Annotated in this window: 15 protein-coding genes; 14 read left to right on the forward strand and 1 reads right to left on the reverse strand. The window is 74.8% G+C overall.

The genetic code is table 11. The annotated features are described in order from the left end of the window. Positions 1 to 188 precede the first annotated feature (188 nt). The 9 genes from ACH4K4_RS12370 to moeZ all read left to right on the forward strand — a co-directional run bounded on the left by ACH4K4_RS12370 (position 189) and on the right by moeZ (position 12,098). Positions 189 to 1,883, forward strand: coding sequence for an ABC transporter substrate-binding protein (locus tag ACH4K4_RS12370; protein WP_398167186.1), 1,695 nt, complete (start codon positions 189 to 191; stop codon positions 1,881 to 1,883). After that, a complete protein-coding gene (locus ACH4K4_RS12375; protein ID WP_398166793.1) occupies positions 1,880 to 2,860 on the forward strand; it encodes an ABC transporter permease in 981 nt (326 codons plus the stop codon). The genes ACH4K4_RS12370 and ACH4K4_RS12375 overlap by 4 nt, the downstream gene beginning before the upstream one ends. Beyond that, complete coding sequence (locus ACH4K4_RS12380) at positions 2,857 to 3,846, forward strand: ABC transporter permease (protein WP_398166794.1); 990 nt, start codon at positions 2,857 to 2,859, stop codon at positions 3,844 to 3,846. Before ACH4K4_RS12375 ends, ACH4K4_RS12380 begins: the two co-directional genes overlap by 4 nt. After that, a complete protein-coding gene (locus ACH4K4_RS12385) occupies positions 3,843 to 5,525 on the forward strand; it encodes a dipeptide ABC transporter ATP-binding protein (protein ID WP_398166795.1) in 1,683 nt (560 codons plus the stop codon). The genes ACH4K4_RS12380 and ACH4K4_RS12385 overlap by 4 nt, the downstream gene beginning before the upstream one ends. A 179-nt stretch (positions 5,526 to 5,704) precedes the next feature. Continuing rightward, complete coding sequence (locus ACH4K4_RS12390) at positions 5,705 to 7,456, forward strand: glycosyltransferase (RefSeq protein WP_398166796.1); 1,752 nt, start codon at positions 5,705 to 5,707, stop codon at positions 7,454 to 7,456. Further along, positions 7,453 to 8,715, forward strand: a complete 1,263-nt coding sequence (locus ACH4K4_RS12395) for a hypothetical protein (protein ID WP_398166798.1) — start codon at positions 7,453 to 7,455, stop codon at positions 8,713 to 8,715. Before ACH4K4_RS12390 ends, ACH4K4_RS12395 begins: the two co-directional genes overlap by 4 nt. Before the next feature lie 333 nt (positions 8,716 to 9,048). Continuing rightward, on the forward strand, positions 9,049 to 10,026 hold the full coding sequence (locus tag ACH4K4_RS12400; protein WP_398166800.1) for an NAD-dependent epimerase/dehydratase family protein: 978 nt from the start codon (positions 9,049 to 9,051) through the stop codon (positions 10,024 to 10,026). Then, positions 10,014 to 10,820, forward strand: coding sequence for a spherulation-specific family 4 protein (locus tag ACH4K4_RS12405; RefSeq protein ID WP_398166802.1), 807 nt, complete (start codon positions 10,014 to 10,016; stop codon positions 10,818 to 10,820). Before ACH4K4_RS12400 ends, ACH4K4_RS12405 begins: the two co-directional genes overlap by 13 nt. A gap of 99 nt (positions 10,821 to 10,919) precedes the next feature. Then, positions 10,920 to 12,098 carry an adenylyltransferase/sulfurtransferase MoeZ gene (gene moeZ, locus ACH4K4_RS12410; protein WP_398166803.1) on the forward strand — a complete coding sequence of 393 codons (1,179 nt, stop codon included), beginning with the start codon at positions 10,920 to 10,922 and terminating at the stop codon, positions 12,096 to 12,098. Positions 12,099 to 12,168: 70 nt separating this feature from the next. Here moeZ and ACH4K4_RS12415 read toward each other — a convergent pair whose 3' ends face one another. Next, positions 12,169 to 15,180 (reverse strand): lysylphosphatidylglycerol synthase domain-containing protein, encoded by a 3,012-nt coding sequence (locus tag ACH4K4_RS12415; RefSeq protein WP_398166805.1) that lies wholly within the window; start codon positions 15,178 to 15,180, stop codon positions 12,169 to 12,171. A 173-nt stretch (positions 15,181 to 15,353) separates the two neighbouring features. Between ACH4K4_RS12415 and ACH4K4_RS12420 the strand changes: the two genes are divergently transcribed. From ACH4K4_RS12420 to nudC, 5 genes are all read left to right on the forward strand, one after another. Continuing rightward, complete coding sequence (locus ACH4K4_RS12420) at positions 15,354 to 15,824, forward strand: MGMT family protein (RefSeq protein WP_398166807.1); 471 nt, start codon at positions 15,354 to 15,356, stop codon at positions 15,822 to 15,824. A gap of 294 nt (positions 15,825 to 16,118) precedes the next feature. Continuing rightward, a complete protein-coding gene (locus tag ACH4K4_RS12425) occupies positions 16,119 to 19,490 on the forward strand; it encodes an ATP-dependent helicase (protein ID WP_398166808.1) in 3,372 nt (1,123 codons plus the stop codon). A gap of 92 nt (positions 19,491 to 19,582) precedes the next feature. Continuing rightward, positions 19,583 to 23,359, forward strand: a complete 3,777-nt coding sequence (locus ACH4K4_RS12430) for a UvrD-helicase domain-containing protein (protein ID WP_398166809.1) — start codon at positions 19,583 to 19,585, stop codon at positions 23,357 to 23,359. A gap of 10 nt (positions 23,360 to 23,369) precedes the next feature. Then, positions 23,370 to 24,770: a dipeptidase gene (locus tag ACH4K4_RS12435; RefSeq protein ID WP_398166811.1), complete on the forward strand. Its 1,401-nt coding sequence runs from the start codon at positions 23,370 to 23,372 to the stop codon at positions 24,768 to 24,770. Positions 24,771 to 25,011: 241 nt separating this feature from the next. After that, positions 25,012 to 25,947 (forward strand): NAD(+) diphosphatase, encoded by a 936-nt coding sequence (gene nudC / locus ACH4K4_RS12440; protein WP_360133256.1) that lies wholly within the window; start codon positions 25,012 to 25,014, stop codon positions 25,945 to 25,947. The last annotated feature ends 58 nt before the right edge of the window (positions 25,948 to 26,005 follow it).

Consider the following 26,005-nt stretch of genomic DNA (forward strand, 5'->3'; position numbering starts at 1 on the left):
GTGAACCCCGGGCCGGGGCATCCCCCGCGTATCCACGTATCTCACCCGTACGTGTCCGCAGGGGCGGTCCCGCGCCTCACCGCGTTCTCCAGCCGCCGCCTTTCGCGGGTACGTCCTGCCCCGAAAGGCGCCGCGTCGTCATGGCCGAGCCCTCCCGAAACCGTCAACCGTCCGTGCCCGCCAGGCGGATGGCCGCCCTCGCGGTGGGCGTCGCCCTGGCCGCCGGAGCCACCGCCTGCGGCCCGAAGGACGCCACCGCGGACGGCGGCGGCGCCGGCGCCGCGCCGGCCAAGGGCGGCACGCTCACCGTCCTGAACTCCGAGCCCCAGACCAACTTCGACCCGGCGCGCCTTTACACCTCCGGCGGCGGCAAGGTACCGACCCTGGTCTTCCGTACGCTGACCACCCGCAACCGGGAGAACGGCGCGGCGGGCGCCAAGGCGGTGCCGGACCTCGCCACCGACACCGGGCGGCCCAGCGAGAACGCCACGGTGTGGACGTACACGCTCAAGGACGGGCTGAAGTTCGAGGACGGCTCGCCGATCACCAGCGCCGATGTCAAGTACGGGATCGAGCGCTCCTTCGCCGCCGAACTCTCCGGCGGAGCGCCGTATCTGCGCGACTGGCTGGTCGGCGGCGACACCTACGAGGGGCCGTACAAGGACAAGGGCAAGGGCGGGCTCACGTCCATCGAGACTCCGGACGAGAAGACCATCGTCTTCCATCTGAGAAAGCCCGAGGGCGAATTCCCGCTGCTCGCCACGCAGACCCAGTTCGCGCCGGTGCCCAGGGCGAAGGACACGGGAACGAAGTACGAGGAACACCCGGTCGCCTCGGGCCCGTACAAGGTGGTCGAGAACACCGGCGACGGCGAACACCTCGTCCTGAAGCGCAATCCGCACTGGTCCGAGAAGACCGACTCCGAACGGCACGCCTATCCCGACACCATCGACGTGAAGTCCGGCCTGGATTCCGCGGTCGTCAACCAGCGGCTGTCCACCGGCGCCGGCGCGGACGCCGCCGCGGTGACCACCGACACCAATCTCGGCCCCGCCGAACTCGCGCGGATCGGCGGTGCCGGCGAACTCGGCGAGCGGGTCGGCACCGGCCACTTCGGCTACACGAACTACCTCGCCTTCAACCCGAGGGTGAAGCCCTTCGACGACCCGAAGGTGCGCCAGGCCGTCGCGTACGCCGTCAACCGGCAGAGCGTGGTGAACGCGGCGGGCGGCTCCGCGCTCGCCGAACCGGCCACCACCTTCCTGCCCGACCGGAAAACCTTCGGATACACCCCCTACGACCCGTTCCCGGCCGGCCGCACCGGAAATCCGCAGAAGGCCGGGGAACTGCTCAAGGAGGCGGGTTACGAGAACGGGCTGACCATCACCCTCACCCATTCCACCGCCAAGAACTTCGAGACCGGCCCGGAAATCGCCACCGCCGTCCAGGAAGCCCTGAAAAAGGCGGGGATAACGGTCCGGCTCCAGGGTCTGGAAGACAACGACTACAAGGAGAAGGTGCACAGCGTCCAGGACGAGCCGGGCCTGTTCATCGGCGGCTGGGGCGCCGACTGGCCGTCCGGCGGCCCGTTCCTCGCGCCGGTCTTCGACGGCCGCCAGATCGTCCGCGGCGCCGCCAACTTCAACCACGCGCAGCTCGACGACCCGGCGGTCAACCAGGAGATCGACGAGATCAACAAGCTGACCGACCTGCCGGCGGCGGCCGTCCGGTGGGGCGCGCTGGACAAGAAGATCGGTGGCCGGGCCCTGTCCGTCCCGCTCTTCCACCCCGTCTACAAGCGCCTCTACGGCAAGGACGTCAAGAACATCGTCATCAGCGACTGGGACGGCGTGCTGGACATCTCGCAGGTCGCGGTCCGGTGACCACGACGACCGAGGTGACCGGCCGCCGGGACGCGAGCGCCTGGCACAGGCTGCGGCGGCGGCCCGCCGCCGTGGTCTCCGCCGCCGTCCTGCTCACCCTCGTCCTGCTCGCCCTCGGCGCACCGCTGCTGACGGCGCTGGAGGGCCAGGACCCCACCACGTACCACGACGGGCTCGTCGACTCGGCGCGCGGCGGCGTGCCGCTCGGCGCGTACGGCGGGATCAGCGGCGACCACTGGCTGGGCGTCGAACCCGGCACCGGCAGGGACCTGTTCGCACGGCTGCTGTACGGGGCCCGGGTGTCCGTGCTCGTCGCGCTCGGCGCCACGGTCGTGCAGGTACTGCTCGGGCTCGTGATCGGGCTCGCGGCCGGGCTGGGCAACCGGCTCGCCGACCAGGTGCTCTCGCGGTTCGCCGAGGTGCTGACCGCGCTGCCGATGCTCGTCGTCGCGATCTCGCTGACCGCGATCGTGCCCGACGACTTCCCCAGGCCGCTGCTGCTGGTCCTGGTCATCGGGCTGCTCAACTGGGTCGGCACCTCCCGGATCGTGCGGGCCCGCACCCTGGCGCTGAAGAAGCTGGACCACGTGGCGGCGGCCCGGCTCGGCGGCTCGGGGCCGGTGCGCATCGCCCGGCGCGAGCTGCTGCCGTCGCTCGCCGCGCCGGTGATCACATACGCGGCGGTCCTGGTGCCGGGCAACATCGTGGTGGAGGCGTCGCTGTCCTTCCTCGGCATCGGGGTCAAGCCGCCCACGTCGTCGTGGGGCCAGATGCTGTCCACCGCGACGACCTGGTTCCGGGCCGACCCCGCCTACGTCCTGCTTCCCGCGGGCTGCCTGCTGGTGACCGTGCTGGCCTTCACCGTGCTGGGCGACCAGGTCCGTACGGCGCTGGACCCGCGCGAGCGCTCCCGGCTGCGGGTCGGCACCCGCGCCGCCCGCGCGGCGATACGCGCTCAAGAAGGCGGGGCCGCATGACCGGCTACGCACTGCGCCGGCTGGGCGGCGCGCTCATCGTCCTCTTCCTGCTCACCGTCGCCGTCTACGCGCTCTTCTACGTAGCGCCCGGCGACCCCGCCAAGCTGGCCTGCGGCCCGCGCTGCAACCCGGCGCAGATCCAGCAGGTACGCGAACGGCTGGAACTGGGAGAGCCGCTGCTCACGCAGTATCTGCACTTCCTCCAGGGGCTGGTGGCAGGACGCGACTTCTCGTCCGGCACCGCCGTGCTGCACTGCGACGCGCCGTGCCTCGGGCTCTCCTACCAGAACGGCGCGCCCGTCACCGCACTGCTCGGCGACCGGCTGCCGGTCACCGCGTCCCTCGCGCTCGGCGCGATGGTGCTGTGGCTGGTGCTCGGCGTCGGCACCGGGCTGCTGTCCGCGCTGCGCCGCGGCGGCGTGACGGAGCGGGTGCTGACCGTGCTGACCCTCGCCGGCACCGCCACCCCGGTCTTCATCACCGGACTCCTGCTGCTGATGATCTTCTGCGGGTACCTCCGGTGGCTGCCGTTCCCCTCCTACGTACCGCTGTCCGAGGGCCCGGAGCAGTGGGCCTGGAACCTGCTGCTGCCCTGGACGGCGCTGGCGCTGCTGGAGTCCGCCAAGTACGCCCGGCTGACCCGCTCCTCGACGCTGGAGACGCTGGCCGAGGACCACATCCGCACCTTCCGCGCGTACGGCGTGCGGGAACGTTCCGTCGTCACACGGCACGCGCTGCGCGGCGCCCTGCCGCCCGTCATCGCCCTCACCGCGCTCGACCTGGGGACGATGTTCGGCGGCGCGATGCTCACCGAGACGCTCTTCGGGCTGCCGGGCGTCGGGCAGCTCCTCGTGCACTCGGTACGCGTCGTCGACCTGCCCGTGGTCGTCGGGGTGGTGCTGGGCACCGGCGCTGCCGTGATCGTCGCCAACGCGGCGGCGGACATCCTCTACGCACTCGCCGACCGAAGGGTGGCCCTGACATGACCCGCGAGGACGTTCCCGCCGCGGTGCCCGCACCGCTGGTGGAGGTCAGGGACCTGACCGTGGCCTTCCCCGCCGGGGGAGGGGACGGCGTACGGGCCGTGGACGGGCTCTCCTTCTCGCTGTCCGAGGGCCGGGCCCTGGGCATCGTGGGCGAGTCGGGATCGGGCAAGTCCACCGTCGCCGCGGCCCTGCTGGACCTGCACCGGGGGACCGGGGCGCGGGTGGCCGGCACGGTGCGGGTCGCCGGCACGGACGTACGGGCCGCCGACGAGCGGGAGCTGCGGCGGTTGCGCGGCGGCCGGGCCGCGATGGTCTTCCAGGACCCGCTGTCCTCCCTCGACCCGTACTACGCGATCGGCGACCAGATCGCCGAGGCGTACCGGGTGCACCACCCGAAGGCGTCCCGGCGTGCGGCGCGCGCCCGCGCCGTCGGGGTACTGGAGCGCGTCGGCATCGCGGACGCGCCCCGGCGCGCCCGCTCCCGGCCGCACGAGTTCAGCGGGGGCATGCGCCAGCGCGCCCTGCTCGCGATGGCGCTCGCCTGCGAACCGCGCCTGCTGATCGCCGACGAGCCGACCACCGCGCTGGACGTCACCGTGCAGGCGCAGATCCTCGATCTGCTGCACGACCTGCGGGCGGAGACCGGCATGGGGCTGCTCCTGGTCACCCACGACCTGGGGGTGGTCGCGGGCAGCGTGGACGAGGTGCTGGTGATGCGCGCGGGCCGGGCGGTCGAGCACGGCACGGTCGGCGAGGTGCTGCTCGCCCCGCGCGAGCCGTACACCAAGGAGCTGTTGACGGCGGTACCGCGCGTGGACGCGGAGCCGGCCGTGCGCGAGGGACGGGCCGCGGCACCCGGCGAGGTGTTGCTCGAAGCGACCGGCCTGCGGCGGGAGTTCGGCGGGCGCCGTCACCGTACGACCGCGGTCGACGAGGTGTCGCTGACGGTGCGGGAGGGTGAAACCGTCGGCCTCGTAGGGGAATCGGGAAGCGGTAAGACGACGCTCGGGCGGATGCTCGTACGGTTGCTGGACCCCACCGCCGGCACGCTGCGCTACCAAGGCCGGGACATCGGCACCCTCGGCGACCGCGAACTGCGGCCTTTCCGTGGCCAGTTGCAGATGGTCTTCCAGGACCCGGTGTCCTCGCTCAATCCCCGGCGCAGCATCGGCGAGTCGGTCGCCGACCCGCTGCGCGCGGTCGGCGACCGCGACGACGCGCGCGTGGTGCGCAAGGCCCGCGCGCTGCTGGAGCGGGTCGGCCTGGACCCGGCGTGGTACCACCGCTACCCGCACGAGTTCAGCGGCGGGCAGCGGCAGCGCGTCGGCATCGCGCGGGCGCTCGCCCCCGGGCCCCGGCTGCTGGTCTGCGACGAACCGGTCTCGGCGCTGGACGTCACCACGCAGGCGCAGATCATGGAGCTCCTCGGCGAGCTGCGTCGGGACCTGGGCCTCGCGCTGGTCTTCATCGCGCACGACCTGGCGGTGGTGCGGGCGGCCAGCGACCGGGTCGCCGTGCTGCGCGACGGGCGGATCGTGGAGGAGGGCGCCACCGAGGACGTGTACGAGCGCCCGCGGCACCCGTACACGAAGAGCCTGCTGGCGGCGGTGCCGGTGCTGGACCCGGAGGCGTCCGCGGCGCGCCGGGCGCTGCGGGCCCGGACTCCGTCGATCGCATAGCGCGCCAGAACGCCCACACGGGTGGAAAGTTACGTCTGTTCACCCCTTCCGGTGGCACGACGGACAACCGTCCGCCGTGTCACCGGGATCTCTGCGTAGCTTCTTCCTGCAGGTAGCGGCGGGCCTTCGAAGCGGCCTGACGTCGTTGGACGCCTACAGGGAAGAACGGGGGTGCGCTCGTGCGCATTGGTCTGCTCACCGAGGGTGGCTGTCCGTATGCGTCCGGTGAGGCGCGGCGCTGGCGTGACCGGCTCGTGCGCGGTCTCACCAGCCACGAGTTCGAGATCTACGCCCTCGGCCGCGGGCCGGGGGACGGCGGGGAAGGCGCGCCGGACCGGGTGCGGGCGGTGCGGACCGCGCCGCTGTACGGGGAGCTGTCCGGCGCGCTGCGGTGGCGGCCGGGGCGGCGCGCGGTGGTGCGCGGGCGGCGCGCGCGGCGGCGGTTCGCGGAGTGTTACGGCGACCTCGCGGCGGGGTTCGCCGTGACGCGGACGGCCGGAGGCCAGGCGGACCGTTTCGCCGCAGGGCTCTACGGGCTCGCCGCGCTGGCCCGCGACCACGGCGACCTGCCCGAACTGCTCCGCTCCGAGCAGGCCGTACGCCTCCTGGAGACCGCCTGCCGCGCCCCCGGCGCACTGCGCGCCGCGCACGGCGCCCGCGTCGGCGACCTGCTGGCCGTGTCCGAAGAGCTGGAGCGCACCCTGCGCCCGCTGTCCCTGGACTGGTACGGCGGAGCCGCCGGTACGTGCGCCGCCGGAGGCGCGGTCGCGCCCGCCGGGCTCGCCGCGGTGGACCTCTGCCACGCCACGGCCGGCGGTGCCGCCGCCCTCCCCGGTCTGCTGGCCAAACGCTTCTTCGGTACGCCCCTGCTGCTCACCGAGTACGGCGTGCGGCTGCGCGAGCACTACCTCGCGGGCTCCGGATCGACCCTGAGCGCTCCCGTGCGCGCCCTGCTGGGAGCCTTCGAGAACGCCCTCGCCCAAGAGACGTACGCCCAGGCCGCGCTCATCACCCCCGGCAACGCCCACACGCGCCGCTGGCAGGAACACTGCGGCGCGGACCGGGCGCGCCTGCGTACCGTCCACCCGGGCATGGACGCCGACGCCTTCACGGCCGTCCCCGACGCGGCGGCCGACCTGTCGAAGACGCTGGTGTGGACCGGCACCGTCGACGCCGACAAGGACCTCGTCTCCCTGCTGCACGCCTTCGCGCGCGTCCACCGGGCCGAACCGGACGCCACACTGCGCGTCGTCGGCGCGGCGGGACCCGGCCGGGAGGACCGCGCCTACCTGGCGCACTGCCGCGCGCTCGCCGCCCAGCTCTTCCCCGACGAGGCCGCCGACGCGCTCAGCGCCGGCGACAACCCGGTCTCCTTCGAGGAGACCGGCGGCCCCGGCCTGCCGTGCCCGGAGGACGCCTACGCGGCCGGCTCGGTGCTGGTCCTCTCCAGCGTGGTGGAGGGCTTCCCGCGGTCCCTGGTGGAGGCGATGTTCAGCGGCCGGGCCACGGTCTCCACCGACGCCGGCGCGGTCTGCGAGATCATCGGCGGTACGGGACTGGTCGTGCCGCCGCGCAACCCGCGCGCGCTCGCCGACGCGTGCCTGGAACTGCTCCGCGACCCCGGCAGGCGGGCCCGGCTGGGCGCGGCGGCGCGCGCCCGCGCCCTCGAACTGTTCACGGTGGAGCAGAACGTCGCGGCATTTCGTGGCATCTACCTGGAACTGATCTCCCATACGCCGGCCGGTGCCGGACCGGCGCCGGCCGGCGCGCCCCGCCTCTTCGCCCGGCCCGCCGAGTCCCACGTACCGGGCCGCTGGGCCGTGGCGCGCGGCGCCCGGCAGGCCGCCCCGCCCACCGGCCGCGCCCCGTCCTGGGCGGAACCGGCCACCGCGGGCGCGGGGCCGGTCCGCCCGAGAGGAGCGCGACCGTGACGACAGCCGAGACCGGCACGGACCCGGAGACGGGCCCCGAGCCCGCCGGTACCGCCTCCCTGCCCGCCCGCGACACCCGCGCGCGACCGCCGGGGCGCGGCCCCGCCGACCCCGTACGCACGCTGATGCACCGGCACCGGGCGCTGTGCGAACGGGCCGTCGACCCGCTGGAGATCGCCGCCGGCCTGGAGGCGCACGGCGTCACCGACCGCACGGCCGCCCGCTTCCGGCACCGGGACGTGTTCTCGCTGGCCGAGGAGCTGTACGCCCGGGTACCGCGCGACGAGGCGCCACCGCCCGCCGCGCACGGGCGGGAACCCGTCCGCGGGGGCCGGGGCGTCCGGGTGGTGCTGCACCTGCTGCCCGGCGCGGTGTGCGCCGCGACCGTGGCGGCCGTCACCGCCTCCGGCAGCGCGCCGACCCCCGTACCACGCCCGCTGATTGACGCTCCGTCACCCGAGCTGGTGGAAGCGGCTGTCGGCGTGGCCGGTGCGGGCCTGGTCGTCCTCGCCCTGCGCCTGTGCGTCCGCGTGGGCCCGCTGCGCCCCCGCCGGCCGTCCGCCCGCGCCGCCGGGCTGTGGACCTGCTGGCTGGCCGGGTACGCCCTGGGCGGCGACTGGCTGCTGCGGCAGCTGCTGGCCGGCGGCCCCGAACTCCCGTACGCGCGCCCCCAGTTCGCCACCGCCACCGCCCTCGCCCTGACGTGCGCCGTCCTGCCCTCCGCATGGTGTGCGCACTGGTTCGCGCGCCGGGCGCGACGCGGGCTGGCGGAGGGCCGCAGCCTGGCCGGGTTCGCATCAGGAGTACGGCCGTTGCTGCTGACCGCCACCGCCGCGCAGCTCGCGGCGCTGCTCGCGCTGGCGGCCGCCACGAGCGCCGCCGTCGGCGGCGGGGGAACGGTCCCGGTGGCCGCCGCCACGGCCCTCGGCAGCCTGCTCTTCCTGGGCCGGCTGCTGGCCCGGCACGGCTTCCCCGCCGCGGCCACCGCCGGACCGGCCGCGGCCGTCGCGCTGGAGGCCGCCGCCCTGGCCTCCGTGCTCGCCGCGCGGCTGCCGGGCCTGGCACCGGCCGGCAGGCCGGTGGAGTCCGCCGTCGCCCTCCTCGGCCCGGCCGCCGTACCGGCCGCGGCCTGCGCGGTGCCCGCGCTCGGCCTGTTGCTGTACGCGCTGCGCGCCCTGGCCGGCGCCTCGGCGCACGCACCCGCGACCGGCGCGGCGGCCCCGACCGCGCCCGCACCGGCGGAGGCGGACCGGCCGTGACCGCCCGCCCGTCGCCGCCCGCGATACGCATGCCGCTTCCCGAGGCACGCACGCCACCACTCCCGGCGCGCGTGCCATCGCCGCCTGCGCGCACACCGGCACCCCCGGCGGGCGCGCGGGCGTGCGCCGGACACCCGCCGGCGCTCCGCGAGCGCCGGCCGTCACCCTCCGGGCGTCCGCCGCCGGCCGCGCGGCATACCCCGTCACCCCCCGGCCCCGCGGCGGCCGCCGTCACCGCCGCAGATGCCGAAGTTCGTCCACGAATTCCCCTGAGGAGAACGCCATCATGAACGTCCATCCCACCGAAGCACACCGGGACCGGGGGGTCGCGCGATGAGGGTGCTGCTCATCGGTGCCAACGGGTACCTCGGGCGCTATGTCGCCGACCGGCTGCTCGCCGATCCCGCCGTCCAGCTGACCGCCCTCGGGCGCGGCGACGACGCGGACGTCCGCTTCGACCTGGCGTCCGGCAGCCCGGGGGCGCTGACCCGCTTCCTGGACGCCGTGCACCCCGGTGTCGTGGTCAACTGCGCGGGCACCACCCGCGGCGGTGCCCGCGACCTGACCCGGCACAACACCGTCGCGGTCGCCACCGTCTGCGAGTCGCTGCGGCGCAGCAGCTGCGGCGCCCGGCTCGTGCACCTGGGCTGCGCGTCCGAGTACGGGCCCTCGCAGCCCGGCTCCTCGACCGCCGAGGACGCCGTGCCGCGGCCCGGCGGCCCGTACGGCGTCAGCAAGCTGGCCGCCACCGAACTGGTCCTCGGGTCGGGGCTGGACGCCGTCGTGCTGCGGGTCTTCTCGCCGGTGGGCCCCGGCACCCCGGCCGGCTCGCCGCTCGGCAGGCTCGCGGAGGCGATGCGCCGCGCGATGCAGTCGGGGGACAGCGAGCTGAAGCTGGGCGGCCTGGGCGTGCAGCGCGACTTCGTGGACGTGCGGGACGTGGCGCGGGCCGTGCACGCGGCCTCGCTCTCCGCAGCCCAGGGCGTGGTCAACATCGGTACGGGGCACGCCGTACGGCTGCGCGAGGCGGCCGCGCTGCTCGCCAGGGTCGCCGGGTTCGGCGGCTCGCTCCACGAACTGGACGCCCCGCCCGGCTACGCGGGGGGCGGGCCCGCCGCCGCCCGGCTCGCCATTCCGGGCCCGGCCTCTGAACACGGGGCCGTCCCGCCCGCGTACCCCTATCCGGACGGGTGTGGGAGCTGGCAGCAGGCGGACGTACGCACCGCACGCGACCGCCTGGGGTGGCGGCCGCGGATCGGGCTGGAGGAGTCCCTCGCCGACATCTGGATGGAGGCCGCATGTCGTATCTGACGACTCCCCTGCACACCGGGCGCGCCGTGACCGATGCCGCGCCGCTGGGCGTCGGCGTCCCCGGGTTCGCCCACCCGCTGCTGGCGCCCACGGAGTGGGCCGAATTGCTGCGGCTTTCGCGCGGGTTGACGAGCACCGGAACGAGCCATCGGGGGGCGGGGCCCCGCGGCGGCGCGGCGGCACTGCACTGGGCGGTGCTGAACGTCGCGCGGGGCCCCGGGGTGCTGCCCGACCCGCACTGCCTGCCGGCCGCCGCCCAGCTGCGGGACGCGGGGACCCGGCTGCTGGGTTACCTGGACCTGGGGTGCGGCGCGCGCCCCTTCGGTGAGCTGGTGTCCGACGCGCACCGCTTCCTGGAGTGGTACAAGGTCGACGGTTTCTATGTGGACCGCTGTCCCACGGACCGGACACTGCTGTCCGAGACCCGCCGCCTGACCACCACCCTGCGGGCCCTGCGGGACGGCGCCCACCTCGTCACCGGGCACGGCGGCCACCCCCACCCCGGCTATGCGGAGGCCGCCGACCAGCTCGTCACCTTCGCCGGCCGCTGGTCCGACTACCGCTGGTCACAAGTGGCGGAGTGGACGGCCGATTACCCGCCGGGGCGCTTCTGCCACCTGGTGCACGGCGTGCCCCGTACGCACCTGGAGGAGGCCCTGCGCATCGCTCGCTGGCAGGGCGCGGGCACGGTCTACTTCACCGACCGGCTCGACGACGGCGGGGCCGCCTGGGAGTCGCTGCCCGGCTACTGGGACGAATTCGTCTCGCGTATCGGACCTGGTATCTCGGAATGAAGAAGGGCGTGGCAGTGTTACGGGAAGAACGCCGTCCCCTGCTCCGGGCCTTTCCGGGGCGGGGGGACACCCATCGAGATACCGACAAACGGAGTTCCCGTGTCGCTGCCACCCCTGGTCGAGCCCGCTTCGGAGCTCACCGTCGACGAGGTCCGCAGGTACTCCCGCCACCTGATCATCCCGGATGTCGGGATGGACGGGCAGAAGCGGCTGAAGAACGCCAAGGTGCTGTGCGTCGGCGCCGGCGGCCTGGGCTCGCCCGCGCTGATGTACCTGGCCGCGGCCGGCGTCGGAACCCTCGGCATCGTGGAGTTCGACGAGGTCGACGAGTCCAACCTCCAGCGCCAGATCATCCACAGCCAGGCGGACATCGGCCGCTCCAAGGCCGCGTCGGCCAAGGACACGGTGCTGGGCATCAACCCGTACGTCACGGTCAACCTCCACGAAGAGCGCCTCGACTCCAGCAACGTCATGGAGCTGTTCGCGCAGTACGACCTGATCGTCGACGGCACCGACAACTTCGCCACCCGCTATCTCGTCAACGACGCCTGCGTGCTGCTGAACAAGCCGTACGTCTGGGGCTCGATCTACCGCTTCGACGGCCAGGCCTCGGTGTTCTGGAGCGAGCACGGCCCCTGCTACCGCTGCCTGTACCCGGAGCCCCCGCCGCCCGGCATGGTCCCCTCCTGCGCCGAGGGCGGCGTCCTGGGCGTGCTGTGCGCGTCCATCGGCTCCATCCAGGTCAACGAGGCCATCAAGCTGCTGGCCGGCATCGGTGACCCGCTGGTCGGCCGTCTGATGATCTACGACGCGCTGGAGATGACGTACCGTCAGGTCAAGGTGCGCAAGGACCCCGACTGCGCGGTCTGCGGCGAGCACCCGACCGTCACCGAACTCATCGACTACGAGGCGTTCTGCGGCGTCGTCTCCGAGGAGGCCCAGGAGGCGGCGGCCGGTTCCACGATCACCCCGCTCCAGCTCAAGGAGTGGATCGACACGGACGAGAAGATCGAGATCATCGACGTCCGGGAGCCCAACGAGTACGAGATCGTCTCGATCCCCGGCGCCAAGCTGATCCCGAAGAACGAGTTCCTGATGGGCGGCGCCCTCCAGGACCTCCCGCAGGACAAGAAGATCGTCCTGCACTGCAAGACGGGCGTCCGCTCCGCCGAGGTCCTCGCCGTCCTGAAGTCCGCGGGCTTCGCGGACGCGGTACACGTGGGCGGCGGCGTCATCGGCTGGGTCAACACGGTCGAGCCGGAGAAGCCGGTCTACTGAGCTGCTGCCGGCCACACACGGCGAAGGGCCCGCACCCCGAGGGGGGCGGGCCCTTCGCCGTACCGGGCGCTCAGATCTGGCCCTTGCGGGTCAGCTGGGTGAAGGAGATCCAGCCCGGCAGCACCGGCAGCCAGAACGTCATCAGCCGGAACAGCAGTACCGCGGGGAAGGCGATGTCCGAGGTGAGCCCGGCCAGCGTCAGGGTGCCGGTCAGCGCGGCTTCGATGGCCGCCACGCCGCCGGGGGTGGGCGCCGCCGAGCCCGCCGCGTTGCCCGCGAGGAAGACCACCGCGATGGCCGCGTAGCTCAGCTGACCGCCACCGCCGAACGCGCGGATCGAGGCGTCCAGGCACAGCACGTTCGCCGCGGTCAGCAGCAGCGTGCCGCTGATGCCGACCGCCACCTTCTTCGGGCGCTGGAGCACGTCGAGCATCCGCGGCACCACACCCGCGAACAGCGACCGCACGCGCGTGTAGATGAACTTGCGCAGCGCCGGGACGGCGGTGACCACCAGCACCAGCACGGCGGCCGTCAGCAGGCCCGCGATGACCGCGCGGGACGGCGAGAGCGACGGCGTGCGTTCGGTGCCGGTCAGGTAGCCGAAGGTCAGCAGCAGCACGATGTGGCAGCCGAGGCCGAACAGCTGGGACGCGCCCACGCTCGCCACCGCCAGGCCGGGCCGGAGGCCGGAGCGTTGCAGGAAGCGGGTGTTGAGCGCCACGCCGCCCACCGCGGCCGGCGCGACGAGCTTGACGAAGTTGCCCGCCACCTGCGCGGTCACCGTCCGCAGGAAGGAGACCTTCTCCGGTACGAAGCCGAGCAGGCTCATCGCCGCCGCCGGGTAGGTCAGCGCCGAGAAGGCCAGCGCGGCCACCACCCACATCCACTGGGCCTGGCCGGCCACCTGGCCGAAGTTGGCGTGGGTGATCTGCGAGAGCAGGAAGTACGCGGCGAAGGCGCCGGCGATCCAGGTGACGAGGGTGCGCGGCCGGATCCGTTCCAGGCGGGCGGGCTCGACCGGTGCCGTCGGCCGGATCAGCAGCACCTGCTGGCGGATCTGCGAGAGCAGGTCCTCCTCGCGGGCCTCCTCCAGCGCCTCGTCGACCGCCCGCTTCTCGGCGTGCTTCTCGGCGCGCAGCACCTTGCGGTTGCTCGGCCCTTCCCGGGCGTCCGTGCCCTCCCGCCGGGCCGCCTCGGCGGCCTTCCGCTCCTTCGCGGCGCGCGACGCCTCCAGGACCGCCTCGCGCTCCCGTGCGGAGCGTTCGCGGGCCAGCTGGCGCAGCGTGGCCCGGGTGGTGCGGCTGAGGGCGATCGGCTGGAGCAGCGGCAGGCTGTCGGCGACCGTGTCGGGACCGAGTACGTCGACGGCCGCGGCCACCGCCCGCTCGGCGCCGGCGCGCAGCGCGAAGGTGGTCAGCAGTTGTGCGATGTCCATCCGCAGGACGAGGTCGCCGGCCGCGATCTCGCCGCCGCGCAGGTCGGTCAGGAAGATATTGCCGGAACGATCCACCAGGAGCGCGTCGCCCACCAGGCGCCGGTGGGCGATGCGCCGCGACTGGAGCGCCGCCACCTGCCGCCAGGCGTTGCGCATCAGCTCGTCGGTGATCTCCTCGGCCGGCAGCGAGTCCAGCGGCCGGCCGTCGATGTGCTCGTACACGAGCATCACGGCGTCCGGGCCGAGCTCGGAGGTGGCGATCAGCTTGGGGGCGTTGGCGCCGGCCGCGATGGCCGCGTACGCCAGCAGTGCCTCCTGTTCCAGTGCCTGGCGCAGCGACTGCAGGCTGCGGCGCTGGTTGATGCCGCGCAGCGACAGGCGGCGCCAGACGCGGTAGAAGAAGCCCTGGGCCTGCCGCTCGCGGTCCACGACGGTCACGTCGATCGGCGGGCCGTCCTCCAGGGTGACGATGTAGCGGCGGCCGCGGTCGGCGTGCTCCGGGTGTTCCGGGTTGCCGATGTCCTCGGCGCGCACCGCCCTGACCGGGTGGAAGCCGACCCGGCGCAGGCCGGCCAGCAGGTTCTGGCCGGTGGGGCGCACATTGGGCGAGCCGACCGCGTACAGCGTCCCGAAGGCCACGGTCCAGCCGATGAGGATGGTGGTGACGATGGCGAACGGCGTGGTGTAGCGGCCGACGAGCACGGCGAAGGCGTCCAGCAGCAGGACGAACCACATCGCCACCCGCCAGCGCGGGCGCCGCGACATGCCCACCGCTGTCATATACGCGATGACCGGCGCCAGGTAGCTGTGCACCGGCGGGGTCAGCCCGCCGTTGGCCAGCGGCTGGGTCAGCGCGACCTGGATGGACTCCGGGGCGGCCTCGGCCACCCACAGGTCGGTGGCGAGCGAGACGCCGTGCGCGAGGACCGCGGCCAGCACGCCGTCCGCGATCCGCAGGCCGTCGCGTTTGATCAGCCGTTCGACGGCGAAGGCCACCGGCACGATCAGCACGGCCACGCTCGACGCCAGCCCGGCGAAGTTGATCAGCAGGCGCGGCGCCAGCCCGGCGCCCTCGCCGATGTCGTTCTGCAGCCCCTGGGTCGTGCCGTGGGCGAACGTGGCCAGCAGCAGCACCAGGGCGATGCCCACGATGCCGAGCAGCAGGCGCATCAGGTCGGAGGGGCGGTGCACGCGGGCCGGCAGCAGCGGCTCGTCGCCGGAGACCTGGTCCACGTGGAACTCGCTGCCGACGCGGTCCCGTGGCGGGCGGTCGGCGGTGGCGCCGGACTTCCGCAAGTCGCCGGGCTCGGCCGGCTGCCGGGTGTCCGGCCCGGGTGCCGTGTCGGTTCCGGTCGGTTCCGCCGCCTCGCCGCCGGGGCTCTCCGCTGCCGCCGCCCCCGTTCCGGAGGCGGCGGAGGTGTCGGCCCGGCCGGGCCGGTCCGGCCCCTCCGGACGCGCGGACTCGTCGGCTCTTCCCGCCTTCTCGATCGTGCTCGCCTTTTCGGTCTCGGAAGCCTGTGACGGCTTCCCCCGTTGTTTCCCGTCCCCCGGGGCGGGGGTGCCGGAGGACAGCGCCTCAGGGGTGCCGGCCTCCCGTGGAGGCACCGCACCCTGCTGTTCGGCCGTCTCTTCTTGATCTCGTATCACCAGTCACCGCCCGGAAGATGGTGGCATGGCCGAGGGGAGGCGGGGGGCATCAGGGTGCATTTCGAAGGGCCGGGAAACGGAACATACGCCACCGGGACCGCCCGCGCGCGCCGCCGCGAGGCCGTCGCGCCGGCCGTGGCCGGCTGTCGGTGGCGTGGTGCAGGATGGGCCGAATGAGTGGGACAGCAGGAGACCTTCCCGAGCGAGGCGGCGCCGGCGTGCCCGGAGACGAGGGGGGCGTGCCGGGGCCGGAGGCGGGCGGTATCCCCGAGTACGCGGAGCGGGTCCTGTCGGTCGCGGAGCTGGTCCCGCCGGGCCGCGTGATGACGTACGGCGACGTCGCCGAATGGCTCGCGGGGGAGGAGCCGCCCGAAGGGGCCGCCGCCGCGGGGGCCGGGCGGCGCGTGGGCGGACCGCGCCAGGTGGGACGGGTCATGGCCCTCTACGGAGGCGCCGTGCCGTGGTGGCGCGTCGTGCGCGCGGACGGGCAGCTGCTCCCGGGCAGCGAGCTGCGCGCGTTGGCGCACTACCGGGCGGAAGGCACGCCGCTGCGGGAGACGGCCCGGTCGGCCGAGGGGCACATACCGCGCCTCGACATGCGGCGCGCCCGCTGGGACGGCGGCGACCCGGCGCCACGCGGCTGAGGCCGGGCGCGGCCGGGCCCGTGGCGCGCCCGCCGCGGCGGCCGTGCGCCCGTCACTCGGCGCACCACCCGGCACGACTGTCACGCGCAACACATCCAACACACCCGACACAGACGTCAGCATCCGTCGTACGGTCGTGAGACGCGCTGCGGCTCGTGCGCCACCTGGCGTAGCGTCGGGCACGGCCCGCACCACCGCCCCGCCGCCCGGCATCCGGCGCGGTGGCCGCAACGGCACGCCCCGCACCGCGGCGCACACCACGACCAGCACCTCCTCCCAGGACCGGCGATCCACGTGAGTTCCTCCTTCTCGGCCTCGGCCGTGCCGTCCGCGCAGCCGCGCCGGCGACCGGCGCGGCGGGGCGCCACCGGCGCGTACCGACTGGTGCGTACCCGGCCGGGACCGGTGGACCCTCCTGCTTTGGACGCACGTCAGCGCGCCGTGGTTGACCACGGTGCCGGGCCGCTGCTGGTCCTCGCGGGGCCGGGCACCGGCAAGACCACGACGCTCGTGGAGGCGGTGGCCCGGCGGATACGGGACGGCGCCGACCCCGAGCGGCTGCTCGTGCTGACCTTCAGCCGCAAGGCCGCCGTCGAACTGCGCGACCGGATCGCCGCGCGCCTGGGCAGCGCCGCCGCCCCGCAGGCCACCACCTTCCATTCGTACTGCTACGCGCTCGTACGGGCCCACCAGGACGCCGACCTGTTCGCCGACCCGCTGCGGCTGCTGTCCGGACCCGAACAGGACCTCGTCGTGCGCGAGCTCCTCGAAGGCCAGGCCGGACTGGCGGCCGCCGGGCGGGCCCGGGTGCGCTGGCCGGACGAGCTGCGGGCCTGCCTGACGACGCGCGGCTTCGCCGACGAGGTGCGCGCGGTGCTCGCGCGGAGCCGCGAACTGGGGCTGGGCCCGGAGGCGCTGGGCGACTTCGCGCGGCGTACGGGGCGGCCCGACTGGGGCGCGGCGGCCGGGTTCCTGGCCGAGTACCTGGACGTGCTGGACGCCCAGGGCGTGCTGGACTACGCCGAACTGGTGCACCGGGCGGTACTGCTCGCGGAGCGCGACGAGGTCGCGGCGGAGCTGGCGGCGCGCTACGACACGGTGTTCGTCGACGAGTACCAGGACACCGACGCGTCCCAGGTACGGCTGCTGCGCGCGCTGGCCGGCGGCGGCCGTACGCTCGTCGCCTTCGGCGACCCCGACCAGTCGATCTACGCGTTCCGCGGCGCCGACGTCAACGGCATCCTCGACTTCCCGGCGATGTTCCCGCGCAGGGACGGCACCCCGGCCCCGGTCGAGGTGCTCGGCACCTCCCGCCGTTCGGGCGCGGCCCTCCTGGCCGCCACCCGGCGGCTCACCGCCCGTATGCCGCTGACCCGCCTGCCGGCCCGCGCGGTACGGGCCCACCGTGACCTCGCGGCCGCACGGGACGGGGGCCGCGTCGAGGTGTACACGTACCCGACGCCGGGCGCCGAGCTGGACAACATCGCGGACATCCTGCGCCGCGCGCACCTGGAGGACGGCGTGCCGTGGCGCGACATGGCCGTTCTCGTACGCGCCGGCGGCCGCTCCATACCCGGCGTGCGCCGGGCCCTGACCTCGGCCGGTGTGCCGCTGGAGATCGACGGCGACGAACTGCCGCTGCGGCAGGAGCCGGCGGTGGCGCCGCTGCTGACGGCCCTGCGGGTGGCGGCTTCGACGGTGGCGGCGGTCCCGGCGGGCCCTGAGGAGACGGCGGGCCCTGAGGAGACTGCGGGCGAGGCGGAGGCGCCTGCCGGGGCGGCGTACGGGCTGTCCGCCGAGACGGCGATCGAGCTGCTGACCTCCCCCCTCGGCGGCATGGACGCCGCCGACCTGCGCCGGCTGGGGCGGGCGCTGCGCGAGGAGGAGCGGGCCGCCGGGCACGACGTACCGCGGCCCTCCGACGAACTGATCGCCCGCGCGCTCGCCGAACCGGAGCGCCTGGTCGCGCACGATCCGGCGTACGCGCGGGGCGCGCAGCGGCTCGGCGCGCTGCTGCGCACCACCCGCGACCTGCTGGCCGGCGGCGGCACCGCCGAAGAGGCCCTGTGGACGCTGTGGGACGGCACGCCCACCTGGTCGCAGCGGCTGGAGCGGGCCGCCCGGGGCGGGGGAGCCGCCGCCCGCAACGCCGACCGCGACCTGGACGCCGTCGTCGCGCTCTTCGAGACCGCCGCCCGCGCGGAGGCCCGTACCGGCGGCCGCGGCGCGCTGAACTTCCTGGAGGAGCTGGACGCCCAGGACATCGCCGCCGACACCCTGACCCGCCGGACCGTACGCCCCGACGCGGTGCGCCTGATGACCGCGCACCGCTCCAAGGGCCTGGAGTGGCGGCTCGTGGTGATCGCCGGCGTACAGGAAGGGCTCTGGCCCGACCTGCGGCGGCGGGGCTCGCTCCTGGAGGCGGACCGGATCGGCCGCGACGGGCTGGCCGAACCGCTGCCTCCGGGCGCGCTGCTCACCGAGGAGCGCAGGCTGTTCTACGTGGCGGCCACCCGGGCCCGCGAGCGCCTGGTCGTCACCGCCGTCAAGGCCGCCTCCGACGACGGCGACCAGCCGTCCCGCTTCCTGACCGAGCTGGGCGTGGAGCCGCAGGACGTCACCGGGCGCCCCCGCCGCCCGCTGTCGGTCGCCGCGCTGGTCGCCGAGCTGCGGGCCACCACCGTCGACCCGGACGCCACCCCGGCGCTGCGCGAGGCCGCCGCGCGGCGGCTGGCGAAGCTGGCGGCGCTGCACGACGACGACGGCCGGCCGCTGGTGCCGGCCGCCCACCCCGACCAGTGGTGGGGCCTGTACGAGCCGACGCACAGCACCGTTCCGCTGCGCGACCGCGACCGCCCGGTGGTGCTCTCGGGCAGCGCGCTGGACCAGCTCGCCAACACCTGCTCCCTCCAGTGGTTCCTGGGGCGCGAGGTGAAGGCGGACGCCCCCGCGACCGCCGCACAGGGCTTCGGCAACGTCGTCCACGTCCTCGCCGACGAGGTCGCCTCGGGCCGTACGCCCGCCGACCTGTCGGTCCTGATGGAGCGCCTGGACTCCGTATGGGACGCGCTCGCGTTCGACGCCCCCTGGAAGTCGCGGCAGGAGAAGGAGAACGCGCGCGCCGCCCTGGAACGCTTCCTGCGCTGGCACGTGATGGAGCGCGGCACACTGGGGCGCGAGACCGTCGCGACCGAGCACGGTTTCGACGTCACCCTCGAAGCGGGCGAGTACGCGGTCCGCATCCGGGGGAGCATGGACCGTGTCGAGCGGGACGCGGAGGGCCGCGCGTACGTCGTCGACTTCAAGACCGGCAAGCAGAAGCCCACCGGGCCCGAGGTCGCCCGCCACCCGCAGCTCGCGGTGTACCAGCTGGCCGTGCGGGCCGGCGCGGTGGACGCCGTCTTCGAAGAGCGGCGGCCCGAGCCGGGCGGCGCGGAACTCGTACACCTGAGGGTGGGCGCTCCCCAGAAGGAAGGCGGGGACGCGCTGCCCGCCGTCCAGGCGCAGGCGCCCCTGGACGGGGACTGGGTGGGCGAGCTGCTCGCCACCGCCGCCGGCCGGGTCCTGGAGGAGCGCTTCTCGCCCACCACGGGACAGCACTGCACCCACTGCACGTTCCGCAACGCCTGCTCGGCGCTGCCCGAAGGCCGGCACGTCGTGGAGTGACGCAGGCGGCACGGCCCGGTCCGCACGCGTCCGCGGGCCCGCTCAGCTGCGGTTTGGGGCGATTGTCAGTGCGGCCCGATACGGTCTCGGATGTGTCAGCGCGCATCACCGACCCCGAGCAGCTCAAGGAGCTCCTCGGCATCCCGTTCACCCCGGAGCAGACGGCCTGCATCACCGCACCGCCCGCCCCGCAGGTCATCGTGGCCGGCGCCGGTTCCGGCAAGACCACGGTCATGGCCGCGCGCGTGGTGTGGCTGGTCGGCACGGGCCAGGTCGCCCCGGAGCAGGTCCTCGGGCTGACGTTCACGAACAAAGCCGCCGGCGAGCTGGCCGAGCGCGTCCGCAAGGCCCTGGCGGCGGCCGGGGTGGGCGAACCGGCCGATCCGTTCGGCGCCGGCGCACCGGGCGGCGGCCGGGCCGACGCGGACGGCGTCCCCGGCGAGCCCCGGATATCGACGTACCACTCCTTCGCCGGCCAGCTCCTCAAGGACCACGGCCTGCGCATCGGCCTGGAGCCCAGCGCCCGCCTGCTCGCCGACGCCACCCGCTTCCAGCTCGCCGCCCGGGTGCTGCGCGCCGCCCCCGGCCCGTACCCGGAGCTGACGAAGTCGCTGCCCGCGCTCGTGGAGGACCTGCTCGCGCTCGACGGCGAGCTGGCCGAGCACCTGGTGGAGCCGGACCGGCTGCTGGCGTACGACACCGGGCTGCTGGCCGCCCTGGACGAGGTGAAGCTCACCAACGCCGACCTGCGCAAGGTGCCCGAGACGGCCCGCGGGCGGCGGGAGCTGCTGGAGCTGGTCGGGGCCTACCGGCAGGAGAAGCGGCGGCGCGAGCTGCTGGACTTCGGCGACCAGATCGCCCTGTCGGCGACGCTCGCCACGACACGCGCCGAGGTGGGCGCGCAGCTGCGCGAGGAGTTCAAGGTCGTCCTCCTGGACGAGTACCAGGACACCTCCGTGGCCCAGCGGATCATGCTGTCCGGCCTGTTCGGCGGCGGCACGGGCCACGCGGTGACCGCCGTCGGCGACCCCTGCCAGGCCATCTACGGCTGGCGCGGCGCCTCCGTCGCCAACCTGGACGACTTCCCCGACCACTTCCCCTTCGCGGACGGCACCCCGGCCCGGCGCTTCGCCCTCAGCGAGAACCGCCGCAGCGGCGGCCGGCTGCTCGACCTGGCCAACGGCCTCGCCGCGCCGCTGCGCGGCATGCACGAGGGCGTCGAAGCGCTGCGCCCCGCGCCCGGCGCCGAGCGCGACGGCGTGGTGCGCTGCGCGCTGCTGCCCACCCACGCGGAGGAGCTGACCTGGCTCGCCGACCGCATCGCCCACCTGGTGCGCACGGGCACCCCGCCCGGCGAGATCGCCGTGCTGTGCCGGACGGCCGGTGACTTCGCCCGTATCCAGGGCGAGCTGGTCGCGCGGGAGGTCCCGGTCGAGGTCGTCGGCCTGTCCGGACTGCTGCACCTGCCGGAGATCGCCGACCTGGTGGCGGTGTGCGAGGTCCTCCAGGACCCCACGGCCAACGCCGCCCTGGTACGGCTGCTGACCGGCCCGCGCTGGCGGATCGGCCCCCGCGACCTGGCCCTCCTGGGCCGCAGGGCGCGGCTGCTCGTCCACCGCGACGGCCGGTCCGAGGACCCCGACCGGCGGCTGGCCGAGGCCGTGGAGGGCGTGGACCCGGCCGAGACCATCTCGCTCGCCGACGCCCTCGACACGTTCCTGGAGGCGGACGGGCGCCCCGACGACGAGCTGCCGTTCTCCTCCGAAGCCCGGGTCCGCTTCGCCTACCTGGCCCGCGAGCTGCGCGACCTGCGCCGCTCCCTGGCCGACCCGCTGATGGACGTACTGCACCGGGTGCTGACCGTCACCGGCCTGGAGGTCGAGCTGTCCGCCTCCCCGCACGCCCTCGCGGCCCGCCGCCGGGAGACCCTGGGCACCTTCCTGGACATCGCGGCCGGCTTCGCCGCCAAGCAGGGCGGCGCGGCCCTGGACGGCGACGCCACGCTCCTCGCCTTCCTGGGCTTCCTGCGCACGGCCGTCCAGCACGAGAAGGGCCTGGACAGCTCCCTGCCGGGCGGCGAGAACACGGTCAAGGTGCTCACCGCGCACAAGTCCAAGGGCCTGGAGTGGGACGTGGTCGCCGTCCCCGGCCTGGTCGGCAAGCAGTTCCCCAGCGAGCAGTCCCGCGACTCCTGGCTCACGCAGCCCAAGGTCCTGCCGCACGCCCTGCGCGGCGACGCGGCGACGCTGCCGGACGTGGCCGACTGGAGCAGCCGCGGCGTGAAGTCCTTCAAGGAGGCGATGAAGGAGCACCAGTCGGTCGAGGAGCTGCGCCTCGGCTATGTGACCTTCACCCGCCCGCGCTCCCTGCTGCTCGGCTCCGGCCACTGGTGGGGCCCCGACCAGAAGCGGCCACGCGGCCCGTCCGCCTTCCTGGAGGCGCTGCGCGCACATTGCGAAGCGGGGCACGGCGAGATCGACGAGTGGGCCGAGGCGCCGGGGGAGGGCGCGGAGAACCCGTCGCTGAAGGCCGCGGAAGCCGAGCTGGAGTGGCCGCTGCCGTTGGACGCGGTGGCGACCGGGCGCCGGCGCGCGGCCGCCGGGACGGTCCGGGCGTACCTGGACCGGCTGGTGGCGGACGGCGCCGCCGCCCCGCCGCACGCCACCGCCTCCGGCGGGACCGAGGCCGCGGCCGCCCACGACGCCCCGCACCCCGCGTCGGGCAGCGGATCCGCCGCCGTCCCGGAGCAGGCGCGGCCCGTCCACGACCCGGAGTGGCCGCCACCGCCCGAAGACGATCCGTACGAGGAGGTGTACGCGGACGCCGACGCGTACGCGTTCGAGGTCTCGCGGGAGCCCGGCACCGGCTCCCGCCCCGCCCCCGGCCCCGCAGCCGCCCCCGACCCCGAGCACGACCTCGCCGACTGGGACGCCTGGACCGCCGAACGGCCCGCGCACCCGGAGGACGCGGGCGTACGTTCCGGGGACGGGCACGCCTGCGTACCGGCACAGGCCACCGCCCCGGAAGCCGCCCCGGTGCCCGAGGCAGCGCCCGCCCTCCTTCCCGAGGAGCGCCGCACCGTGGCCTCCTGGGACCGCGACCTGGACGCGCTCGCCGACGAGCTGCGCCGCGCCCGCGCCACCGTGCACGACGTGCCCCTGCCGGCCTCGCTGAGCGCCTCGCAGCTGCTGTGGCTGGCGTCCGACCCCGACGGCTTCACCCGGGAGCTGGCCCGGCCCATGCCGCACCCGCCGCGGCCCGCCGCACGCCGCGGCACCCGCTTCCACGCCTGGATCGAGTCCCGCTTCGAGGAGCTGACGCTGCCCGTGCTCGGCCCCGAGGAACTGCCCGGCGGCGCGTACGGCCACGAGGCGCTCGCGCAGGAGGCGGCCGGCGAGGCGGCACCGATCACGGACGAAGACGACCTGGAAGCCCTCAAGGAAGCCTTCGCCCGCACCCCGTACGCCCGGCGCACCCCGTACCGCATCGAGGTCCCCGTACAGCTGACCCTCGCGGGCCGGGTGGTCCGCGGCCGTATCGACGCCGTGTACCGCAACCGCGGCCCCGAGGGCGACACCTACGAGATCATCGACTGGAAGACCCACCACGCGCAGACCGCGGACCCGCTCCAACTCGCCCTCTACCGGGTGGCCTGGGCCGAGCAGCACAGCCTGCCGCTGTCCGCCGTCGACGCCGCGTTCCTGTATGTACGCAGCGGGGAGACGGTCCGGCCCCCGCGCCTGCCGGACCGCGCCGGCCTGGAGCGCATCCTGCTCGGCGAGCACGGGCCGGCGGCCGGCGGGGAAGGGGGCGGCGGCGGTGACGGGACCGACGAGACCGGCGGCGGGCCGCGCCCCACGGCCGGATAGGCTCGGAGACATGAGCACCACCTCGGACAGCGCCGTCCGCGCGTACATCGACGTCCACCGCGAAGCCTTCCTCGACGACCTCGCCGCCTGGCTGCGCATCCCCTCGGTCTCCGCCGACCCGGAGCGGGCCGACGACGTACGCCGCAGCGCCGAATGGCTGGCCGGCCGGCTCACCGCGACCGGCTTCCCCACCGCCGAGATCTGGGAGACGGACGGTGCTCCCGCCGTCTTCGCCGAGTGGCCCTCCGGGGACCCGTCGGCCCCCACCGTCCTCGTCTACGGCCACCACGACGTGCAGCCAGCCGCCCGCGAGGACGGCTGGCACACCGACCCCTTCGAGCCGCGGATCGCCGACGGCAAGCTGTACGCGCGCGGCGCCGCCGACGACAAGGGACAGGTGTTCTTCCACACACTCGGGGTGCGCGCCCACCTCGCCGCGACCGGCCGCACCGCCCCGGCCGTCAACCTCAAGCTCCTCATCGAGGGCGAGGAGGAATCCGGCTCCCCGAACTTCCCGGCCCTGATCACCCAGCACGCGGACCGCCTGGCCTGCGACGCCGTGATCGTCTCCGACACCGGCATGTGGTCCAAGGACACCCCGACCGTCTGCACCGGCATGCGCGGCCTCACCGACTGCCAGATCGACCTGTACGGCCCTGGCCAGGACATCCACTCCGGCTCCTTCGGCGGCGCGGTGCCCAACCCCGCCACCGAGGCCGCCCGCCTGGCCGCCGCGCTGCACGACGAGGACCGCAGGGTCGCGATCCCCGGCTTCTACGACGGCATCGTCGAGCTGACCGACCGCGAGCGCGAGCTCTTCGCCGAGCTGCCCTTCGACGAGGCCGAATGGCTGCGTACGGCCCATTCGCACGCCGCGCTCGGCGAGACCGGCCACAGCACCCTGGAGCGCATCTGGGCCCGCCCCACCGCCGAGGTCAACGGCATCAGCGGCGGCTACCAGGGCCCCGGCGGCAAGACGATCGTGCCGTCCGCCGCCCAGCTGAAGCTGTCCTTCCGCCTGGTGGCCGGCCAGGACACGGACGCGATCCAGCAGGCCGTACGGGACTGGGCCGCCGCCCGCCTGCCCGACGGCATCCGCCACGAGATCACCTTCTGGGGCGCCACCCGCCCCTGCCTGACCCCGCTCGACCACCCCGCCCTGCAGTCCGTCGTACGGGCCATGGGCCGCGCCTTCGGCCAGCAGATCCGCTACACCCGCGAGGGATGCTCGGGCCCGGCCGCCGACCTCCAGGACGTCCTCGGCGTGCCGGTGCTCTTCCTCGGCATATCCATCCCCTCGGACGGCTGGCACGCGCCGAACGAGAAGGTCGAACTGGACCTGCTGATGAAGGGCGTCGAGACCGCCGCGCACCTGTGGGGCGACCTGGCGGAGAACTGGCGTGCCGCTTGACCCCTGACCGAGCCGTACCGGCATCCGCGCCCGTGACCCGGCCGGCGGCCCGGCCGGCGACCCGTTCCGCGGCCGGGGCCGGGGCCCGCCCCCGGGCGGCGGCCGACGCCCGAACGCCGCCGCCGGGTCCGCGCCCGAGCCGTGCCACTCGTACCACCCGCGCCGCCCGGACCGCCGCCCGCCGGGCGACCGCACCCGTAGCCGGCAATCACCCACGCCATAGGGGGAGTTGGAAACCGCAGTGACCACCTGGACCGACCACAGCGCCGACCGGCCGATCACCTTCAGCGCACCGAGCGGCATCGACAGAGCCGCCCACCACCGCCTCGACGAGGCCTGGCTCGCGGCCGCCTGGAGCCACCCGACGACGCGCGTCTTCGTGGTCTCCGGAGGCCAGGCCCTGGTCGACGACACCCCCGACGGCCGCACCGAACTGGTCATGACGCCGTCCTTCGAGGCGCCGCTCACCGAGACACACCGCTACTTCCTCGGCACCGACGAGGACGGCGTGCGCTACTTCGCGCTCCAGAAGGACTCCCTGCCGGGCCGCATGGACCAGTCCGCGCGCCCCGCCGGCCTGCGCGAGGCGGGCCTCCTGCTCTCCCCGCGCGACGCCGGGCTGCTCGTGCACGCCGTCGCCCTGGAGAACTGGCAGCGCCTGCACCGCTTCTGCTCCCGCTGTGGCGAGCGCACCGTCATCGCGGCCGCCGGCCACATCCGCCGCTGCCCCGCCTGCGGCGCCGAGCACTACCCGCGCACCGACCCGGCCGTGATCATGCTCGTCACGGACGAGGAGGACCGCGCCCTGCTCGGCCGCCAGGTCCACTGGCCGGAAGGCCGCTTCTCCACCCTCGCCGGCTTCGTCGAGCCGGGCGAGTCCATCGAGCAGTCGGTGGCCCGCGAGGTCTTCGAGGAGGCCGGCGTCGTCGTCGGCGACGTCGAATACGTCGCCAGCCAGCCGTGGCCCTTCCCGTCCAGCCTGATGCTGGGCTTCATGGCCCGCGCCACGTCCTCCGACATCCAGGTCGACGGCGAGGAGATCGAAGAGGCCCGCTGGTTCTCCCGCGAAGACCTCCGCGCCGCCTTCGAATCCGGCGAAGTCCTCCCCCCGTACGGCATCTCCATCGCCGCCCGCCTCATCGAACTCTGGTACGGCAAGCCCCTGCCGAAGCCGTAGACCACACCTGGCGCCGGGGTCCTACGGGGCCCCGGCGCTCACAGCGGAAGCGGAACCT

Origin of the sequence: Streptomyces sp. NPDC017529 (assembly GCF_044329785.1) — a bacterium.
GTDB lineage: Bacteria > Actinomycetota > Actinomycetes > Streptomycetales > Streptomycetaceae > Streptomyces.

Bases quoted from the DNA above. Each gene is read 5' to 3' on its own strand.
- ACH4K4_RS12370 (WP_398167186.1), top strand. From the start codon at position 189: ATGGCCGCCCTCGCGGTGGGCGTCGCCCTGGCCGCCGGAGCCACCGCC.
- ACH4K4_RS12380 (WP_398166794.1), top strand. From the start codon at position 2,857: ATGACCGGCTACGCACTGCGCCGGCTGGGCGGCGCGCTCATCGTCCTC.
- ACH4K4_RS12385 (WP_398166795.1), top strand. From the start codon at position 3,843: ATGACCCGCGAGGACGTTCCCGCCGCGGTGCCCGCACCGCTGGTGGAG.
- ACH4K4_RS12400 (WP_398166800.1), top strand. From the start codon at position 9,049: ATGAGGGTGCTGCTCATCGGTGCCAACGGGTACCTCGGGCGCTATGTC.
- ACH4K4_RS12405 (WP_398166802.1), top strand. From the start codon at position 10,014: ATGTCGTATCTGACGACTCCCCTGCACACCGGGCGCGCCGTGACCGAT.
- ACH4K4_RS12420 (WP_398166807.1), top strand. From the start codon at position 15,354: ATGAGTGGGACAGCAGGAGACCTTCCCGAGCGAGGCGGCGCCGGCGTG.
- ACH4K4_RS12435 (WP_398166811.1), top strand. From the start codon at position 23,370: ATGAGCACCACCTCGGACAGCGCCGTCCGCGCGTACATCGACGTCCAC.